Genomic DNA, 17,220 nt, shown 5'->3' with positions numbered 1-17,220 from the left:
CACGGCAATACTACAACTGGTTATACAAAAACTAAAACTATTTACACCCTAATAACAAGCAATAAAATATTATTAAGTGAATATTGTTTGATATAACAGTAAATACCGTATTTTTGCATTAACCAATTTAGCTATGTATGAACAAATTATCCAAACCTCAATTTATTGAGCTTACTCCACCCAGCGAAAAGACAATCCATGTCAAATTGGTCGATCAGGAATTTTTGAGTAATCCGCTGCACTTTCACGAGCTCTGTGAATTGGTGCTGATCGTAGAAAGTTTCGGCAAGCGCATTGTGGGCAACAATGTAGCGACCTTTACAGAAGGAGACCTGGTCTTGATGGGCCCCAATATCCCACATATCTGGCGCAACGATGATTTATTTCTGCAGCAGGACAATGATTTGCGTGCCCGGGCCATCGTTGTCTATTTTCCGGCCGATTTCTTACTTCGCCTAACCGACGAACATCAAACCATCCAGGCCATGCAGCAATTTATCCGCAAGGCTCAACGTGGACTTCGTTTTTATGGCGAAACACTCGATAAAGCACAGCGCTTAATGGAAAAACTCAGTGATAAAGAAGGATTTCCAAAAATCATCGAATTCCTAAACCTTATTCAGTTGCTACAGGAAACCGATGAATTTGAAAGTTTGGCTTCCGACGGTTATCGCCCTACTTTCAGTGAGCAGGAGACCCAACGCATCAATAAGGTTTACCTCTATGTGATGAGCAACTTTAAGGAGGATGTTAATCTACAAGTTGCCAGCGACATGCTGAATATGACGCCTAACGCTTTCTGCCGTTTTTTTAAACGCCATACTCAAAAACCCTTTTCTCGCTTTGTCAATGAGATGCGTATCGGTCATGCCTGTAAACTGCTGATGGACCGGACACTTAGCATATCAGAAATTTGCTACGAATGTGGCTATCAGAACCTGACCAACTTCAATAAGTTTTTTAAATCCATTATGAACAAAACACCACGGGAGTTTCGTAAAGAGATGGATCTGTAAGCTGTGTCAAATCGATCAGAATGATGTGGGGCTATACCTCCTATCAAAAAGAAAGGCTGTACAAAAGTACAGCCCACTCCTACCAATTTACTGAAACTAACACCTATTTAAAAACCCTTTATTGTTTTCAACGTATAATCTTGAGCGTCACCATTCGCTGCTGTCACCCGATACATTCTATCCTGTGAAAAATCGCCTGGTTTACCCAGTACTGGAGCTCCATTGAGCGGCGAAACCACCGAAACGTCCGACACAGTGATCGTAACCCACAGATTAGCAAGTTGATCTTTTTGAATTCGTTTTTTAAACTCATCAAATAACATCTGCTTGGTGACGGATCCCGAAGGCCCCGCCTTCTTAACTGAGTTGATATCGTACGAAATCGTAGACGTATATCCTTTTTGTCCATTCGTATCAAAAGCTACCGCCGTATTCTTAAAAACGACCTCGCAGACCCGGTCAAGCTCAATCTCCTGCATGGGAGTTCCTTTCTGTATGGTATCATTATAGAGAAAGCGGTACGAATAACTTACTGCAGTCAATTTGTTGTCTGGCGAATTTGGCAGCTCCTCATAACCCTTTTTTAAACAGCTTCCCATCGCAATGAGCGTCAGCGCGCCGAGCAGAATACGCCCTATTTTGTGATTTATTCTATGCATAATCAATTTCATTATATCTGTATACCAAAATTTTATTCCCATCCCGGATTTTGCTTCACGCCCGATTTCAAGCGGAATGTTTCGTTGATTGGCATCAAGTACCTTTTGGCAGAGAATCGAGCTTCCCCAACGACGTTATTGTCTTCAAAAAAAGAATAGGATTTACCATCTCTCGAAATTCGAATACCCCGTAAGGCGCCCTGCAGTTCAGGAATAACAAATCCCGATCCTACATAAGCTCCATCACGCAGACCACCCGATGTGCGCATGCCCCAGCGTAACAGCGACCAATACCGATCGTTATTCTCGTAGACCATCTCCACATTGCGTTCTCTTTTGTAGGCCTCAAAAAGTGAGCTCCCCCAATTGTTGCCCGAAAGCGTATTCAAATACTGGTTGACGCTACTTTCAGAAAAACCACCATGACGTACCATGGTCGGCAGCATGTATTTTTTTGCATTAGCGAAGTCTCCTTTCATGAGATAAGCTTCGGCCATATTGAGATAAGCCTCACCATAGCGGAGCACCGAAAACACATAGTCTAATTTTTGGTCAGATGGTGAAGGTAGGCTCACAATATTATCGTAAAAATACTTCACCATCGCATAACCCGTACTGGAATTATAATTTTCGGTATTTCCGGATTGGTATCCATATTCCTGTACCGAACCTTCATTAATCTTGCTATTGGCATTGCTCACATTTCCATCCCTTCTAAAAAACACACGTACCTGATTATTGAAATACATACAGCTATCATAGAGAATCGTTGCATAAAAACGTTGGTCTCTTTTCTTGGAGTTGGAGAAATACATTTTCTCGTCCACATTTTTACCCGTGGTGACATAACTGGCATTATTCCATGATTTCAACTGTCCATCTACATCCGAGACCAGATAGTCATCGACCAGGTCCTGCGTTGGCCACGAACCGCCATCCATGCCCCAAAAGTTCATCGTGACATTGATTGGAAAGTTAGCTTTGGCATAAGCCGAAAACTTACCCGTGGACCAAAGCCCCTGATATTGCATAGGCACATCATAGAGGGAGGTATTTGTTTTGTTACGCTCACGGGTGAGGATAAACTCGGTGGCCGTAACTGCAGTTTCATAGGATCGAAACATGTTGTAGTAAGGACTTAGTTGCGTCCCACCATTACTGAGCCCCAATGCCTCACCCGACTGAATCACTTTATCATAATACCCGCTATTTGCAGCCCCTCCATCCACATAGGCAGCAGCCTGCAACCCTATGCGCATGATCATAGCATTTGCAGCTTTGGCAGTAGCCCGTCCCCTTTCGGCAGTTGCCGGAAGCGCGGCTGCAGCTTTTTGAAGATCGGCCAGCATAAAATCGTAAGTTTCCTTGGCTGAACTTCTCGGAATCTGAAGATCATCATCCAGTGTCAACACTTTGTCAATCAGTTGCAGTCCACCATACAGTTTGGCATACACAAAGTAGTGCGCAGCCCTTAAAAAATATAACTCCCCTAAACTCCTGTTCTTAAATTCACTTGAAAAAGTCGTGCTTGTTTCAATATTGGCAATTGCCGAATTGATACGCCATAAAAGTGAATAATTTAACCAGCCATAATTATCTGATTTTAGCATGAGCTCGGCTCTTTCTTTTGTCCAATAGGCACCGTTCAGCGTACCCACCATCACATTTTTAGTGGTCCCTTCCGATCTTGCCGAATAAGGATGCGCATATCCCGACATCCAGGCATCGGTACCCAATACATCAGCATATACCTGATAAATATAGGCTGTTGTCAAATTTTCACTATTCCAGGTCTGCTCACCAGTAATTTTATCGTATGGTGTTGTTTCCAAAAACTTTTTACAGGAAGAGAAGAACATCACCGTCAAGCCCAGCATCCCTATTATCAAACGTTTTTTCATAATTTTCTTAGTTAATTAAAATCCCAATAAAAATCCCGCGGAGTAGGTTCGCATCATTGGATATGCGTAACCATCAAAAGTGTTGGATTCGGGATCACCATATTTGACTGATGGACCAAATGCCAACAGGTTTACACCCGAGACAAAAAAGGTCAAGTTGTTCATCCATTGCTGCGACTTCATGATCGAATATTTAAAATCATACGATAGGGTTAAGGATTTCAATCGAACATAATAGGTATTGCGGGCCCAGAAGTCTGAGGACGAATAGTTATTGTTATTGTTCAAACTAGCGTTGCCGGGTCTTGGCATCGTCGCATTCGGATTCGATGGCGACCAATTGTCGTTCTGAAACTGAAAGTCCAGGCGTCGTTCGCCTTCGGAGCCCATGGCCACATTGGAGAAGTAATTTTGTTTCATCCCTGTTCCCTGAATGGTAGATTGTACACTGAAACCTTTGTAACTTGCGCCCAAGTCTACCCCATAAACGAATGTCGGGCTCGAATTATGTCCATAACGCACCTGATCCTGCCCATCAATCTTACCGTCACCATTGACGTCCTGATACCAGAGATCTCCAAGTCTGAGGTCTGTTGAAGTTTCGCGTTTGGGATTATTCAGAATATCCTGTGGGTTCGTATAGAACTGTGCCCCCACATAACCAGTACCCACGTAACCATAGTAATTACCTTGCTGACGAATCCGCGGATTAGCCAAGGTGACACTATCCTCGTTGGTTTTAAAAGCAAACGATTTATAATAGGTAAAGTTAAAACCGGCATTAAAATCGACATTGCCAATCTTGTCCTTGTATTTGATAAAACCATCAAGTCCTTCTTTCCGGTCTTCGGCATTGGTCACCACCAATGGAAGTGTATACCCGATGGGTTCTGTATAGCGATAGGAATTATCGGCGGCGAGATAGCCTTTGGTTTTTTCAAAGAAATAGTCCAACGCACCATCGACCTTATTTCCGAATAGTGCAAAATCGGCGCCTATATTGTATTTCGATCGGGTATACCAGGTCATGTTGATACTTGGCTGTGCACCAGGGGTAACCGTATTGACCAACTTCCCATCCACCACATACCCATTTGTATTGTAGTTGTACGTTGCGAGATAAGCATATGCCCAGTGATCCGCATCATTGAGACCAATTTGCCCGTAAGAGCCCCTCAGTTTCAAATAAGTCAAGACATTTTTGGCCTTTATGTCTTTGAAGAAGTTTTCCTCAGACAGCGCCCAACCAGCGGAGAATGAAGGGAAGAAGCCCCATCTTTTGGTTGATATAAAATTGTCTGAACCGTCATAACGTCCGGCAAAATCAAAAATATAACGCTGTTTATAATCGTAATGAAACTTGCCCACATAACCCATCCATGCCTGTTTGCCTTCGGTATTACTCGCTGTGATCAACTCCGCGTCGCCTTTTTGGATCTGTTTGATCGCGGTGGTGTAGAATCCGCGGGAACCCGCATTTAAGGCATTGCTATAATACTGACGCATGTTTTGAACCAGGGTTGCTTCCACATTGTGGCCATCGCCAAATGTCCGCCGATAATCGGCTCTGAAATTGACGTCAAAGTTTTGGGTCATATACGAAGAGCGTCCGACACTAATGTTTGTAGGATCTTCTTTTGTTGCATTTCCCTGTTCATCGTAATAGGTAGCCGTTTCTACCCAGTCTACACGATCCTGAGATTCGATGTTAAAATTCCCATTAAATCCGAGGCTCAACCCTTCAACCCACGGCACGTTCCAGTTGAGGGCCCCCGATAGTTGATTATACACCGTCTTTAACTTGATATAACCAGGGCTCAGCAATGCCAATGCTGGGTTATCAAACTGATTGGATATTTGGCCGCTGGATGTAAAAGGTTTCTCAAATGGATTACGATCGCGCAGCCTACTGTAGATCGTATAGGCACTTGCTGGTGGATAATCCTCATTTCGGATGTATCCATTGACATTGAAATCGAGTTTCAGTCCGATTTTATCGAAGTTGCTCGACACATTGCTCCGATAGGTATACCGGTGATAATTCAGTGATTTGGCTTTATAAATACCCTCTTGACTAAAGGCGTTGAGACTACCAAAGAAACGTAGCTTTTCGCTGCCGCCATTCAGTGAAAGCGTATGGTCCTGTTGCGGCACAAACCTGCGGGTCAGTTCTTTTTCCCAATTGGTGTAGTTACCGGGATTGTTTTTGATATCCTCCATTTCTTCAGCGGTCTTGAACGAGTTGATTCCCATTCCCAAGGCCTGATTAAGGTTGTTTATCGCCGTAGCATATTGATAGGCATCCATACGTTTGGTTTGGTATGAAGGCGTATTAAAGCCAAAGTTTGCCTGGTAGTTGACATTGAGTTTACCCGAATCACCCTGTTTGGTGGTAATCAGCACAACCCCATTTCCGGCATTCATGCCATACACCGCAGTTGAAGCGGCATCTTTCAAGATCGTCATCGATTTGATATCCGCCTTATTGAGGCTAAAAAATTGCTGCTGTGTAGAGATAAATCCATCAATTACATAAAGCGGTGTCCCATTGCCACGAATGGAAATGCTAGCGCCATTTTGCCCCGGCTCGGCCGAACCTTGCTGCACGATAACTCCCGGAATTCTTCCCTGCAAAGCTGAGCCCATGTCCCCAAAGGGCAAGTTTTCAATTGTTTTCGCATCAAAAGAAGCTATGGCAGTAGAGTTTTTCTTCACACTGGTCGTACCAAAACCAACCACAACGACCTGATCCAATGCGATATCATTATCGTCCAACACAATTTCTACGTTCTTTTGCGTGCCGTGAACAGGGATTTCCTGATTTCTATAATTTACATGGCGAACAATCAAGGTCGAACGGTCAGCCACACGGATGGAAAAATGGCCCTCATCGTCAGTTTTCGTTCCGATTTTACTATCCTCTTTAGACAATATCGTTACGCCAGTCAGTCGTTCACCTTTTTTATTCCGCACGGTTCCCTCGATCAGGACCGGTTCCACCTTTTGTGCTTTGCTGTTCAGCCCGCCTTTGTAAGACCATTGGATGGTAAACATCTTTTCACTTTCGGGCCGTTCCTTGGCAAATGAATCCTGTCCATGGCAAATAGACATAACAAGTATCCCTACGCCCATTCCAGCCTTCAACAGGTCAAAATTGCCCATACGATCCCTAGGCTTTTTATTGGTCAACAGTTCTTTCATAAATAATAATAAGTTAGTTTATAATTCAGCATCGGTAAACGACGGCACCATGGATTCGCTTCGGTTTACAGCGCTATTATTAACCAAAATTATTACAGATCGAATGGAGAAACTAAAACTTGAAAATCAATTATTAAAACTATTTTACCCCCATTTAAAATTCAGGTATTCAATAAAATAAAAAAAAAAAAAAACACATCAACCCTTGTTGATGTGGTTTTTGTTTAGCCAAAGAAAGCAATGACTTTTGTCCCTATTTGCTGCTTGCTTTCAGTATAAAATCGATAATCGGACTTGGGTCTACCAGACAATGCGGATGATGGCCGACCTCGGGTTTATGGATGATCTCAATATGACCACCTGCGCGACGAATCTCCTCCGCAAATGGCAAGGTATTTTCGGCAATAGGCACGACATCGTCCTTATCGCCGACAACATGCAGCAATGGTATTTTGAAACCCGCAATGATTTTGGCTTTATCAATGGGTGCATCCGCAAATGCCCAAGCCTGTGTTTCGGTCAATCCATAGTCTTTCTTAAAAATCTCCCAATCCGGTTTACTTCCTTTTCCTGTAGTTTTGCCGCCGGGCCAACTTTTAAAATCCAATACGGGCGCATCGGCATAGATCACATTTACCCGATCAGGATAACGTAGGCACCAATTGTAGATATAGACACCACCCCTGCTCATTCCCTCCATAGCCGATTTTTTACTGAGCCCACCTTTCTGTAACTTTCGGTAAAATCCATCCCAGATTGTTATCGCTTCCTCATTACCAAAAAGCTCGGCGACATCACAGTATACCACATGGTAGCCGCGCTCGAGCAGGCCAATGTCTACCTGCGGTTCGTGCCCCCAAAAGCGGGCCCGCCATACCCAAGGATGCCCTACCGCTGTCACTTTTGGACGGATAATCTTGGCCTCACGTCCCTGAAATAAAAAACTATAGCCCTCAAAACCGTGGAAATCTAAGTTTGAGGCACCCAATTTCATATTTTGGGCCAGGTTGAAATCGCCCACTCCATTTTTCCCTAAGGTGATCCCGTCGGTACTCGATTTTCGCTGCCCTATACTTTGCCCTGCAATAGTCAACAATAAGACAAATAAGCCGTACTGTAGGGTACGGCTTAGGTAAGAAATTTTATATTTCACTGCTTTTTTCATGCTTGTTTTAGGTTCCTAAAAAGTTCAATACCATTGATTCCTAAATTTAATTAAAATTGAGCGTTATCGATCCACTCACCTGATCATTTCTTTTAAGCGGCCTATAATCCAATTCGGCATGCGAACTCAAAAACCCTTCTCTACCGGCGTTAATATAATCAGCGACCAGGAGTTTATTGGCGTCGGTATGGACATCCCGCCATGTCCGGAGATGTTGCTGCCCATTACTTAAAACATTGATTTTTCGTCCATCGCCCGCAACTAAGCTTGCAGATCTGATATTTTGTTTGGTTGCCCTGAACAGATTTGTCCCGGCCGTGGTCTGATCTTCGGACCAGTCCCAAGTTGGTTTTTCGGAAGGTCCTGCCGAAACAGAAATCGGCCGCTGCGGATTGAAAGCCTTTGCCCTTCCTTGCAAGGCACCCAGATGCTGCTGCGGATAATAGCTCCAATAGCCCACACGATCCCAGCTAAGTTCATCCAATTCTTTTGGAATGTCAAAGACCAGTCCGATCTGTCTTGGGCTGACATCCTGTAGCAATTTAAAATTATAGGTAACAGTGAAGGTACCATCATTGGAAACAGTATAGTTCAATTTCCCTTCGGCCTGGGCATAAGTGCCAGTCACTTCAATCACGACCTTATCTGCAGAAGATTCTTTCAGCAGAATGGATTGAGCTACCCAGTTTGAGCAAAGGGGATTGTAAGGCTCAAAATTCTGATCGTCACCCAACATCTGAATGCCACGACCTTCCGAGTTGAGTGGAAGCAACATCAAATTGGCCCCCGACTGGATAAGCGTTGTTCCCTTAGCATTTGACACCGTAACTTTACCGTTCGACTTATCAAAGACAAAGCTGTTTTGTTTGGTAGACACCGTAATATTAGCTGTAGATGCTTTGGTCACTAACGTAGTCTTTAGCGATTTGTGTACCTGTAAGGCTTGAGGTTTTACGGTAAACAGATATTCATCGACCACAAAACCCAATGGCGAAACGACCTTCATATACAACTGACTATTTGGTTCGTCGATGCCATGGAGGTCGAGTTCAAAAGTCCCCGTTTTGCGCGGTTCGATTTCCGTATGGGCAATGCCCTCCTGATCCCCCCATTTCCATACGATCTGACAGGCCGCTGTATTTGTAAAATTATACCTGTTTTCTAGTTCAAATTTCAGCTTGCCATTAGAATCACGGTTTGCGACCTGGGTTATACGGACAGTGCTATAGGCCTTTTTCACATTCCAATATTCGGGTTTCTCTCGGCGCCATCCATCCAGTGGCCCCCAGGTACCATAGCCGACCACTTTATGGTCCGGTAAGAAAAACGTATCATCTATCCCCGCCCATATCGCACCACCCAGCACTGCTTTACTGTTGTACATCGCAGTCCACATCCGATCCAAAAGTGGGCCCCACATATCGCGGATTCCAGGGTCGGCAGAAAGCTCAAAGCGGTTGTATGAATTGACATGGATGTATTCATCAAAGGTAATCGGCCTTTTGAGGTCACGGTATTTATCGGGACCTGTCGGTCCGGGATAATGGTGGTTGGTAATTTCCAGTTCACCATCATCCGCATCTGGTCCCCATTGGCTGAAAATCCGTGGCCGCGTGGGATCCATCTGTTTGACCACCTGGCCGGCCCGCTTAAAATACTCCTTATATTTGAGCGATTCATTGCCGAGTGACCAGATAATCACCGAAGGATGGCTTTTATCCCGATTGACCATTTCAACATGCTGATTAACCAGCAGGGCTTCCATTTTATCGGCTGATACGTCGGTCTGATGAGCCCAACAGAAAGGAGCTTCCACTTCCACAAACATACCCAGTTCATCACAGGCATCCAAAAAACGCTCATCGGGCGGATAGTGTGAAGTACGGATATAATTAACATTTGCAGCACGAAACAATTCGACATCCTTTTTCCAGATATCGTCCGTCAGGGACCGACCACGAAGTGGCATCACCTCATGCCGGTTGACGCCATGTAATTTGACCGCTTTGCCATTGACCAAAAGCTGGTTACCCTCCACTTTCAGTTCGCGGAAACCGATTTTTCGGATCGTACGATGCAACAATTTGTCGCCGTCCATCAATTCAGCCTGCAACGTATACAGGTAAGGGTCTTCCGAGGTCCAGTGCTTTGGCTGATTGACCGGTATAGCAAATTTGAAACTTTTGCTTTCTTTGACCGACAATGGATCGATTTGTTGGATTTCACTTCCGATCGGAACCACCTGGGCATCTTTATTCCAAAGCGTAAATTTTACGCGAAGGTTTTGTTGTTTTTGATTCGACTGATTGGCGACTTCGAGTTCTGTATGCAGTGTTGCATGACGAAAGGCTTCATCAAAATCAGTTGATGCATGAAAGGAGGATATATTGGTTGATGCCACCGCAAACACGAATATATCACGGCTAATTCCACCTAGATTATGGGCCGCATATTTGGATGCACTGGCCAAAGAATCGGCCAAGGTCTCACTCCGTACGGCTATAGCGATATCATTGGCCCTATCCCAGCGGACAAGATCTGAGATATCAAATTCAAAAGGCGTAAAACCACCAAGATGGTACCCCACGCGCTTTCCGTTCACATAAATCGTGCTTTCGCTAAACACGCCGTTACATCTTATTTTGATACGTTTGCCGCGATAGCTCTCTGGGAGCGTAAATTTACGTGCATAACCAGCCTGTTGTCCTGCCGGAACCTGCTTTCCCTGCATAATCCATTGCCCAGGGACCTGTATATTTTGCGTATTGCCGCGGTTGAGGCTTGTCCAGAAGTCTGGTTTAGGTGTTGCATCAAAATTCCAGCTTCCATTGAGATCAACTTTTGTCTCGGCGATATCTTTGGGTAATGCGGTCAGCGTCGGAATGCTGTAATCCTGCCCTCGCGACAGGAAGCAATTAAAGATCAGGACCAGCACAATAAACGGTATTTTCATCCGGTTCATTTTTGAAGATAAATTCATAAAAATCGAAGGTAGAAGAAATCCAGATCAAAAAATTAAACTATACACACCGTTCGCACAACTATTTATACCGAATCCCTACCCGTTTACACCGGATCCCTTACCACTATCATGCGCTATTCAAAAAACGGTGGGGACTTATGAACTTAGATTTATCCAAAATTTAATTTTAATGAGACAAATGTCAATCCAAAATGCGCTAATATTTACTACATTTAAGGTATACTTTACACCGCAATCAAACACAACATGAAAACACTCGTAACACTTCTTTTAGTCCTTTGTTCCTTTGCAGGTTATAGCCAGGCATCCAAAGACCTTATTGGCAAATGGCAGCTGGTCAAGCTCACAAAAAATGGAACCGAAAAATCCATTAAGGAGCAGTTCAAATCCGATCAGGTCTATCAGGTTTTTGAAGAAGGCGGAAAATTTGAAGGCATTATTGCTGAAGAAAGCATTAACGGAAAATGGAAACTTTCAAAGGATGATAAGATATTGACTGTAACAGTCAAACTGATTCCTGTCAAATTTAATTTAGAGTACATTGATGCGAACAAACGTATCATTTATCATAAACAATTAGGCACACTAGAATACAAAAAAGTGCAGGAATAACTGCCTAAAATAATCCCTATCGGGAGCAATGAATTTAAAAGCCCGGCATGAATTACCATCGCCGGGCTTTTGTCTACTTTATCCTAAGCAATCATCCATTCAGCTCCAGCTGTATAGGCATGATGGCAATTTTTTTGCACCATAAATCAGAGCATCACCCTAGTTTCCAAGGCAATTGATTCGACAATTATGGTGTAAAAAAATCAAGCTCTGCTATGGCCAGTGACTGCGATTTTCCGGCAATTACTGTCGATTCGACCTTGACAAAACGTGCTTTTTTTGCATTTTTCAAGCGATAGGTACGCGTCGAAGGATCGTTAATTAAATTTCCAAACTCAAAGCTGCCCGCATCTTCCCAATGCGCACCGTCCGAGCTTACGGAAAGCTTACCTGATTGCATCATGCCTTCCGCATTTTTACGCTGTGGAGTGTAACTGAATGCGACGATTGAATACGCCGTTCCCAGATCGACGACCAGCTCCTGCACCGGGCCAGTTACTTGCGATTGCCAGTATGAATCGGCCCGCTCGTCAAAGGCTTCACGGCCATTCTTTCCATCTAAGGAGCTGCTTGTAGCGACCAGATTCCAGCGTTGTTTAGGAATTCCCATTTCTTTCTGCGCTATGGCCCCTTTTGCGCCATCCTTGTCAATCGCAATCGCTTTAATGAGTTTACTTTTACTTTCAAATGCACCGCTGTATTTCTGAAACGTTGCAGAAGGAATTGTACCATCTTCGGTGTAATAGATCTCAAAATCGTTATTGAGATTTTTGAGAATATCTTCATGATGTGGTTTCCAGCCAAATTCGCTTTTTACGGGATAAATGCTGACTTTACCTTCTGTATCCCGAGCGATATCCAATTGAGGTGGTCGTGTTGGTACATAGTAGGCACCGAGACCAGCCAACACCGGTGTCGCACGACTTGCCAATACGCGTAATCGAATGCGGTCTGTTTCTTGTGCCGGGAAGCGTAAAATGCGTTTGTACCCTACATTAGTAGCTGTCGCAACCTGATGCCATTTTCCGTCTTTCCAGATGTCAAGCGCATGCTGTTCAATACGTTCACCACTGCTGTGCACCGCTTCCTGAATCACCAAGCGATTCAATTTAACTTTGTGTGGCAAAGAAACGATCAGCTCCCCTGTCTCGGTAGGAAATGCCTTATTCGTTTTATCATTATTGTCCAACAAGGATTTGTCCAGATTACTTCCGGTCAGCAGATTGTTTTTATAGCCCAATGCAATCCGTTCGCCTACAGCATGTAGCACGTTTACATCTTCATCAGAGAAACGCCCATCTCGATTGGGAGGAATATTTAACAGGAATGTTGAATTACCACCAACAGCACGTTCGTAAATATCGAATACATCGTCCGCCGATCGCACTTTTTGATACACATCATCGCGGTAAAACCAGCCCTCGCGTATAGATGTATTGGTTTCGGCCTGCTGATAATGAAGAAATTTTGCGCTATATAACTTTTCCCTACTGCCCAGATCCTCATCCGTCAGATCACGAAAACCTTCCATCTGAACAGGATCTGCATCAAATGGAATCACATTCCATTCGGTACTACGTGTTTTACCAGACTCATTGCCGCACCAGCGAATGTCCTCCTTACCAAAAACGACCGCTTTCGGCGCCAAATTGGAAATCAAATCCCGCCAGGCAGTATAGTTATATTTCTGCCCACCTTTTGTTTTTGGATGCGCACCATCGAACCACACCTCATGGATGGGGCCATATTCAGTCAGTAACTCAAAAAGCTGATTCAAAAAATAGGCATTATAATCGTCTACTTTATAGCGGAAAGTACGCTTATCTTTAAAGGGTCTTCCCGACGCCCTTTCCGGTATCATACGTTCTGTATAAACACTTTGATTCCCATAGAGTCCCTTCTCATTTTCAATCTGATAAAGATCTACCGGAGAAAGATAAACCCCCAATTTGAGTCCATATTTTTTACAGGATTGCGAAAGATCTCTTAAAATATCGCCCTGTCCCTGCTGAAATCCCGTCGACATAATACCATGTTTTGTATAGCGACTTTGCCAAAGAACAAAGCCATCATGATGCTTAGCCGTAAAGATCACCTTCTTCATCCCCGCAGCTTTCATCGCAGCGCACCACTGATCAGTATCGAGATGCTTGAGGTCAAATATTTTTGGATCTTCTGTTCCGCTACCCCATTCCATTTTGGTAAAGGTATTGGGACCAAAGTGTATAAATGCAATGAATTCATCTTTTAGAGCCTCATACTGCTTGTCAGTCGGTATAATATGGACTGCCTTGGCAATAATATCTTTCTTACTATCCTGTACCTCAATAGCGTAGGTATTTTTAAATACCAGCGCATCGGATTTCATTTGTTTCTGCGCATAGATGGGTGTAAAAAAACTACTCATACATAACGCAAACATCAATTTCCTTTTCATAATTCGTTATTTATTCTAAAAAAGTTCACTCTAAACTGGATAATACCTCGCGGAAAACAATCTTCCAAATAGACTAATTTCGCGAAAAGCAACGGGTGTTTAATTTAAATAAACTTTTGTTTACATACATACAGATTGATGTAAAAATAGAAGATTCTAAAAAAAGTAAAAAGAAGATTATCGACCAATCATTGCACATTATCGACTTGCTGAATACCGTCTTAGGCTTTATCCTAAGACGGTATTCTGCTATCAGAAAGATATTATAAACCCAAAACTTTCAAATACTATAGCTAAGAAACAGTCGGGCAAAATTTATAACGGATCCCTATTCAATGGCCATGGCAGTTTCAATCTCGTTGGAACGGCGCCAGTGTGCATCCTGAAATTTATACTCCATCGATTCTCTGTCGCTAAGCTCATAATTGTCCAATCGCTCTTCCAGATCAAAATAATAGATTATTCCCCCGTCATCTTTCACCAGCGCGATCTGCACCAGAGGGTTCAGCAATTGCTTACTTTTGAGCAGCCCCCACTTTACATCAGGTGCTGCCTTTGATTTAAGGTAATCGCCCATTACCGCAATATAATTCAGTTTATATTTTTCAAAATTCTTCTTGTCTGCTACAAAGGCATAAATCTTATCGATTTCAGCTGCTGTAACTACCTCGGATTCAATTCCAGCTGCTTGCAGGAGCTCTTTTTTCAGTACAGGGACAAAGGTATTTAAATGATCCATTTTTTCTCTGTTATTGAAATAGAAACGGTTCAGCGTGCCTTCCATGGGAAAGATTTCCTTCTGGATCCAGTTTTCCATCAATACGCTGTCTTTGGTTAAGATCGCTTTGCTGAATGGGTTGAGCGGCATGATAATAAAGGTCTCCTTATATTTATAGACCTGAGCATTGTTAAATGCTATCGATTTCAGGAACGATCCTCCCTCTTTTGAGGACATATCATTGGCCGTGGCCCAATCGACCATCTTATAACTTGGCAATTGTGCAAATGATTTCATGGTCAGTAAACTGAAAATGCAGAAAAGAAGTCCAAACGCTTTCATAAAAAACAATACGATTTAAAATAGAGTAGATTTAAATTCAATTGAACAATTTTAAAAGTTTTTTACCGAAATTTAAAAGCCTAAACTTAAATTTTCCGATAAATTCACACTCTAATTAAAGACCATAAAAAACACAATTTATCCAACAATTATGATGACTCTTAGTAAGAAAGTACGCTATTTATATTTTCTCTTTTGTCTCCTATGTTTAAACAAGGGGATGGTACAGGCGCAGCAAAAAATAGATAAGTCTAGCTTTACCAACATCAACCTCGATTACCCAGGTCTAGAAGGAGTAAAGAATGCTGTTGAAAGCAACAGATTTGATGTCGCAGCTACTGCTTTATTAAAATACTATAAAACAAAGCTGCAGGCAAACAAACCTGATTTTAGCAACATGGAAACGACTGTCGATACGGTAGGGCCACTTAGTACTGCAACGCGCGAAACTGCAGACAATGCCCTCAGACATCTTTTTAAAACACAGGAAAGCTATGGTTTCTTTGATTTTGGACAGGATATCAATTGGCAGTTATGGCCAGTCAAGGACAATGAAGTCCGTTGGCAGCTACATCGAGTTAAGTGGTGGTTGTCTATGGCTCTCGCCTACCGTAAGACCAAGGATGAAAAATACGCCAAAGAGTGGATATATCAATTTGACGACTGGGTAAAAAAAAATCCTTTGGGACTATCTGCGGATAATGATCGATTTGCGTGGCGGCCATTGGAAGTATCCGACCGAATCCAAAGCTTAGTACCGGTAATCCATATTTTTCTTCAGTCGCCACATTTCACCCCCGAATTCCTTATTCGCGTGTTAAACAGCTACCAGCAACAAGCTGACTATTTGCCAAGTCATTATGCGACAGAAGGCAATCATCGTTTATTTGAAGCACAGCGCGTCCTTTTTGCCGGTGGTTCGTTTCCAGAACTAAAACATGCCGATGATTGGCGAAAAAGTGGAATTGACGTTCTTAATACCGAAATAAAGAAACAGGTATATTCCGATGGTGTTCAATTTGAATTATCTCCGGTATATCATGCTGCTTCGATTGATATTTTTACAAAAGCCTACAGAAGCGCACAGAATTTTGGCCTTGAACATGAGTTTCCCGCCAGTTACAAAACTACCATTGAAAAAATGGTATTGGCTTTTATCAACATTACTTTTCCAAATTATAACCAGCCTATGTTTGGTGATTCTTGGATCCGAAAAAAAGACTTTAAGCTCAAACAATTTTCATCTTGGGCTCAGTTATTTCCCGACAATCCTTTTATCCAATACTTTGCCAGTGATGGCAAACAAGGAAAGGCACCCACCTGGTTGTCCAATGCCTCAAGTAACGCCGGATTCTATACCTTTAGAAATGGTTGGACAAATGCTGCAACCATCCTGATGCTTAAAGCAAGTCCTCCAGGTGAATTTCATGCTCAACCTGACAATGGGACCTTTGAATTATGGACCAATGGCCGGAATTTTACGCCCGACGCAGGTTGTTTTGTCTACAGCGGCGATGCAGCGATCATGAAAAAAAGAGATTGGTTCAGGCAGACACGCGTTCACAGTACGCTTACACTGAACAATGAAAACATGATCATTACCAAAGCGCAACAAAACAAATGGACAACAGATAAAGACTTAACCGTATTAACCTATACCAACCCTAGTTACAACAATTTGAAGCACCAACGTACCGTTCTTTTTGTTGACCAGAAATACTTTGTTGTTATTGACCGGGCCATCGGGAACGCTGTAGGGAAAATAGGCATCCATTATCAGCTTAAAGAAGATAGCAAACCAGATTATAACAATAAAACTAATGCCGTTAACACAACATATTCAGATGGTAATAACCTCCTGATCCAATGTTTTAACCGCGAGGCCAGCCTCAAGCAAGAAGAAGGGAAAGTCTCCTATAGCTATGGTGAAGAAATCGATCGCCCTGCATTTGTATTTGAAACAGCTAAAGATTCTCATGAAAATATGCGCACTTTGGTGAGCATCCTGTACCCCTATCAGGGAAACACCATACCAAAGATCTCACTCACCGAAAACAAAGGCAACAATTATCGGGATGGTCTGCTTGACATCAAACTAACGCTAGATGGCAAAGTCAAATCATTAAAACTAGATATCAATCAGTAAAAATCAATTCAGGAAATCTTCAGAATCCGCTATAAAAAAC

The 17,220-nt window shown here is 42.9% G+C and carries 10 protein-coding genes; 3 read left to right on the top strand and 7 right to left on the bottom strand.

From position 1 onward, the window contains the following. Positions 1 to 137: 137 nt before the first annotated feature. The gene (locus HS960_RS01425; RefSeq protein ID WP_182331090.1) at positions 138 to 1,016 is read left to right on the top strand and encodes an AraC family transcriptional regulator; all 879 of its coding nucleotides are present in this window, start codon (positions 138 to 140) and stop codon (positions 1,014 to 1,016) included. A gap of 107 nt (positions 1,017 to 1,123) precedes the next feature. On the opposite strand, the gene HS960_RS01420 is transcribed toward HS960_RS01425, so the two are convergent. The 5 genes from HS960_RS01420 to HS960_RS01400 all read right to left on the bottom strand — a co-directional run bounded on the left by HS960_RS01420 (position 1,124) and on the right by HS960_RS01400 (position 10,895). Next, entirely contained in the window at positions 1,124 to 1,675 is a 552-nt protein-coding gene (locus tag HS960_RS01420) for a DUF5018-related domain-containing protein (RefSeq protein ID WP_182331089.1), read from the bottom strand. A gap of 32 nt (positions 1,676 to 1,707) precedes the next feature. Next, positions 1,708 to 3,576: a RagB/SusD family nutrient uptake outer membrane protein gene (locus tag HS960_RS01415; RefSeq protein ID WP_182331088.1), complete on the bottom strand. Its 1,869-nt coding sequence runs from the start codon at positions 3,574 to 3,576 to the stop codon at positions 1,708 to 1,710. A 15-nt stretch (positions 3,577 to 3,591) separates the two neighbouring features. Beyond that, the gene (locus HS960_RS01410) at positions 3,592 to 6,777 is read right to left on the bottom strand and encodes a SusC/RagA family TonB-linked outer membrane protein (RefSeq protein ID WP_202883733.1); all 3,186 of its coding nucleotides are present in this window, start codon (positions 6,775 to 6,777) and stop codon (positions 3,592 to 3,594) included. Positions 6,778 to 7,030: 253 nt separating this feature from the next. After that, positions 7,031 to 7,942, bottom strand: coding sequence for an alpha/beta hydrolase family protein (locus HS960_RS01405; RefSeq protein WP_228280169.1), 912 nt, complete (start codon positions 7,940 to 7,942; stop codon positions 7,031 to 7,033). A 46-nt stretch (positions 7,943 to 7,988) separates the two neighbouring features. Further along, positions 7,989 to 10,895, bottom strand: a complete 2,907-nt coding sequence (locus HS960_RS01400) for a glycoside hydrolase family 2 TIM barrel-domain containing protein (protein ID WP_202883732.1) — start codon at positions 10,893 to 10,895, stop codon at positions 7,989 to 7,991. Positions 10,896 to 11,171: 276 nt separating this feature from the next. On the opposite strand from HS960_RS01400, the gene HS960_RS01395 reads away from it, so the two are divergent. Next, positions 11,172 to 11,537, top strand: a complete 366-nt coding sequence (locus HS960_RS01395; RefSeq protein ID WP_182331087.1) for a lipocalin family protein — start codon at positions 11,172 to 11,174, stop codon at positions 11,535 to 11,537. 187 nt (positions 11,538 to 11,724) lie between these two features. Here HS960_RS01395 and HS960_RS01390 read toward each other — a convergent pair whose 3' ends face one another. Together HS960_RS01390 and HS960_RS01385 are read right to left on the bottom strand one after the other, a co-directional pair. Then, the gene (locus HS960_RS01390) at positions 11,725 to 13,974 is read right to left on the bottom strand and encodes an alpha-L-fucosidase (RefSeq protein WP_182331086.1); all 2,250 of its coding nucleotides are present in this window, start codon (positions 13,972 to 13,974) and stop codon (positions 11,725 to 11,727) included. Between the two features lie 328 nt (positions 13,975 to 14,302). Then, a complete protein-coding gene (locus tag HS960_RS01385; RefSeq protein ID WP_182331085.1) occupies positions 14,303 to 14,989 on the bottom strand; it encodes a hypothetical protein in 687 nt (228 codons plus the stop codon). Positions 14,990 to 15,185: 196 nt separating this feature from the next. Here HS960_RS01385 and hepC point away from each other — a divergent pair, with 196 nt between their 5' ends. Next, entirely contained in the window at positions 15,186 to 17,180 is a 1,995-nt protein-coding gene (hepC, locus tag HS960_RS01380; protein WP_182331084.1) for a heparin-sulfate lyase HepC, read from the top strand. The last annotated feature ends 40 nt before the right edge of the window (positions 17,181 to 17,220 follow it).

This window comes from Sphingobacterium paramultivorum, from assembly GCF_014109745.1.
In the GTDB taxonomy this organism is placed as follows: Bacteria; Bacteroidota; Bacteroidia; order Sphingobacteriales; family Sphingobacteriaceae; genus Sphingobacterium; species Sphingobacterium paramultivorum.
This window is presented reverse-complemented; position numbering and strand designations above follow the sequence as displayed.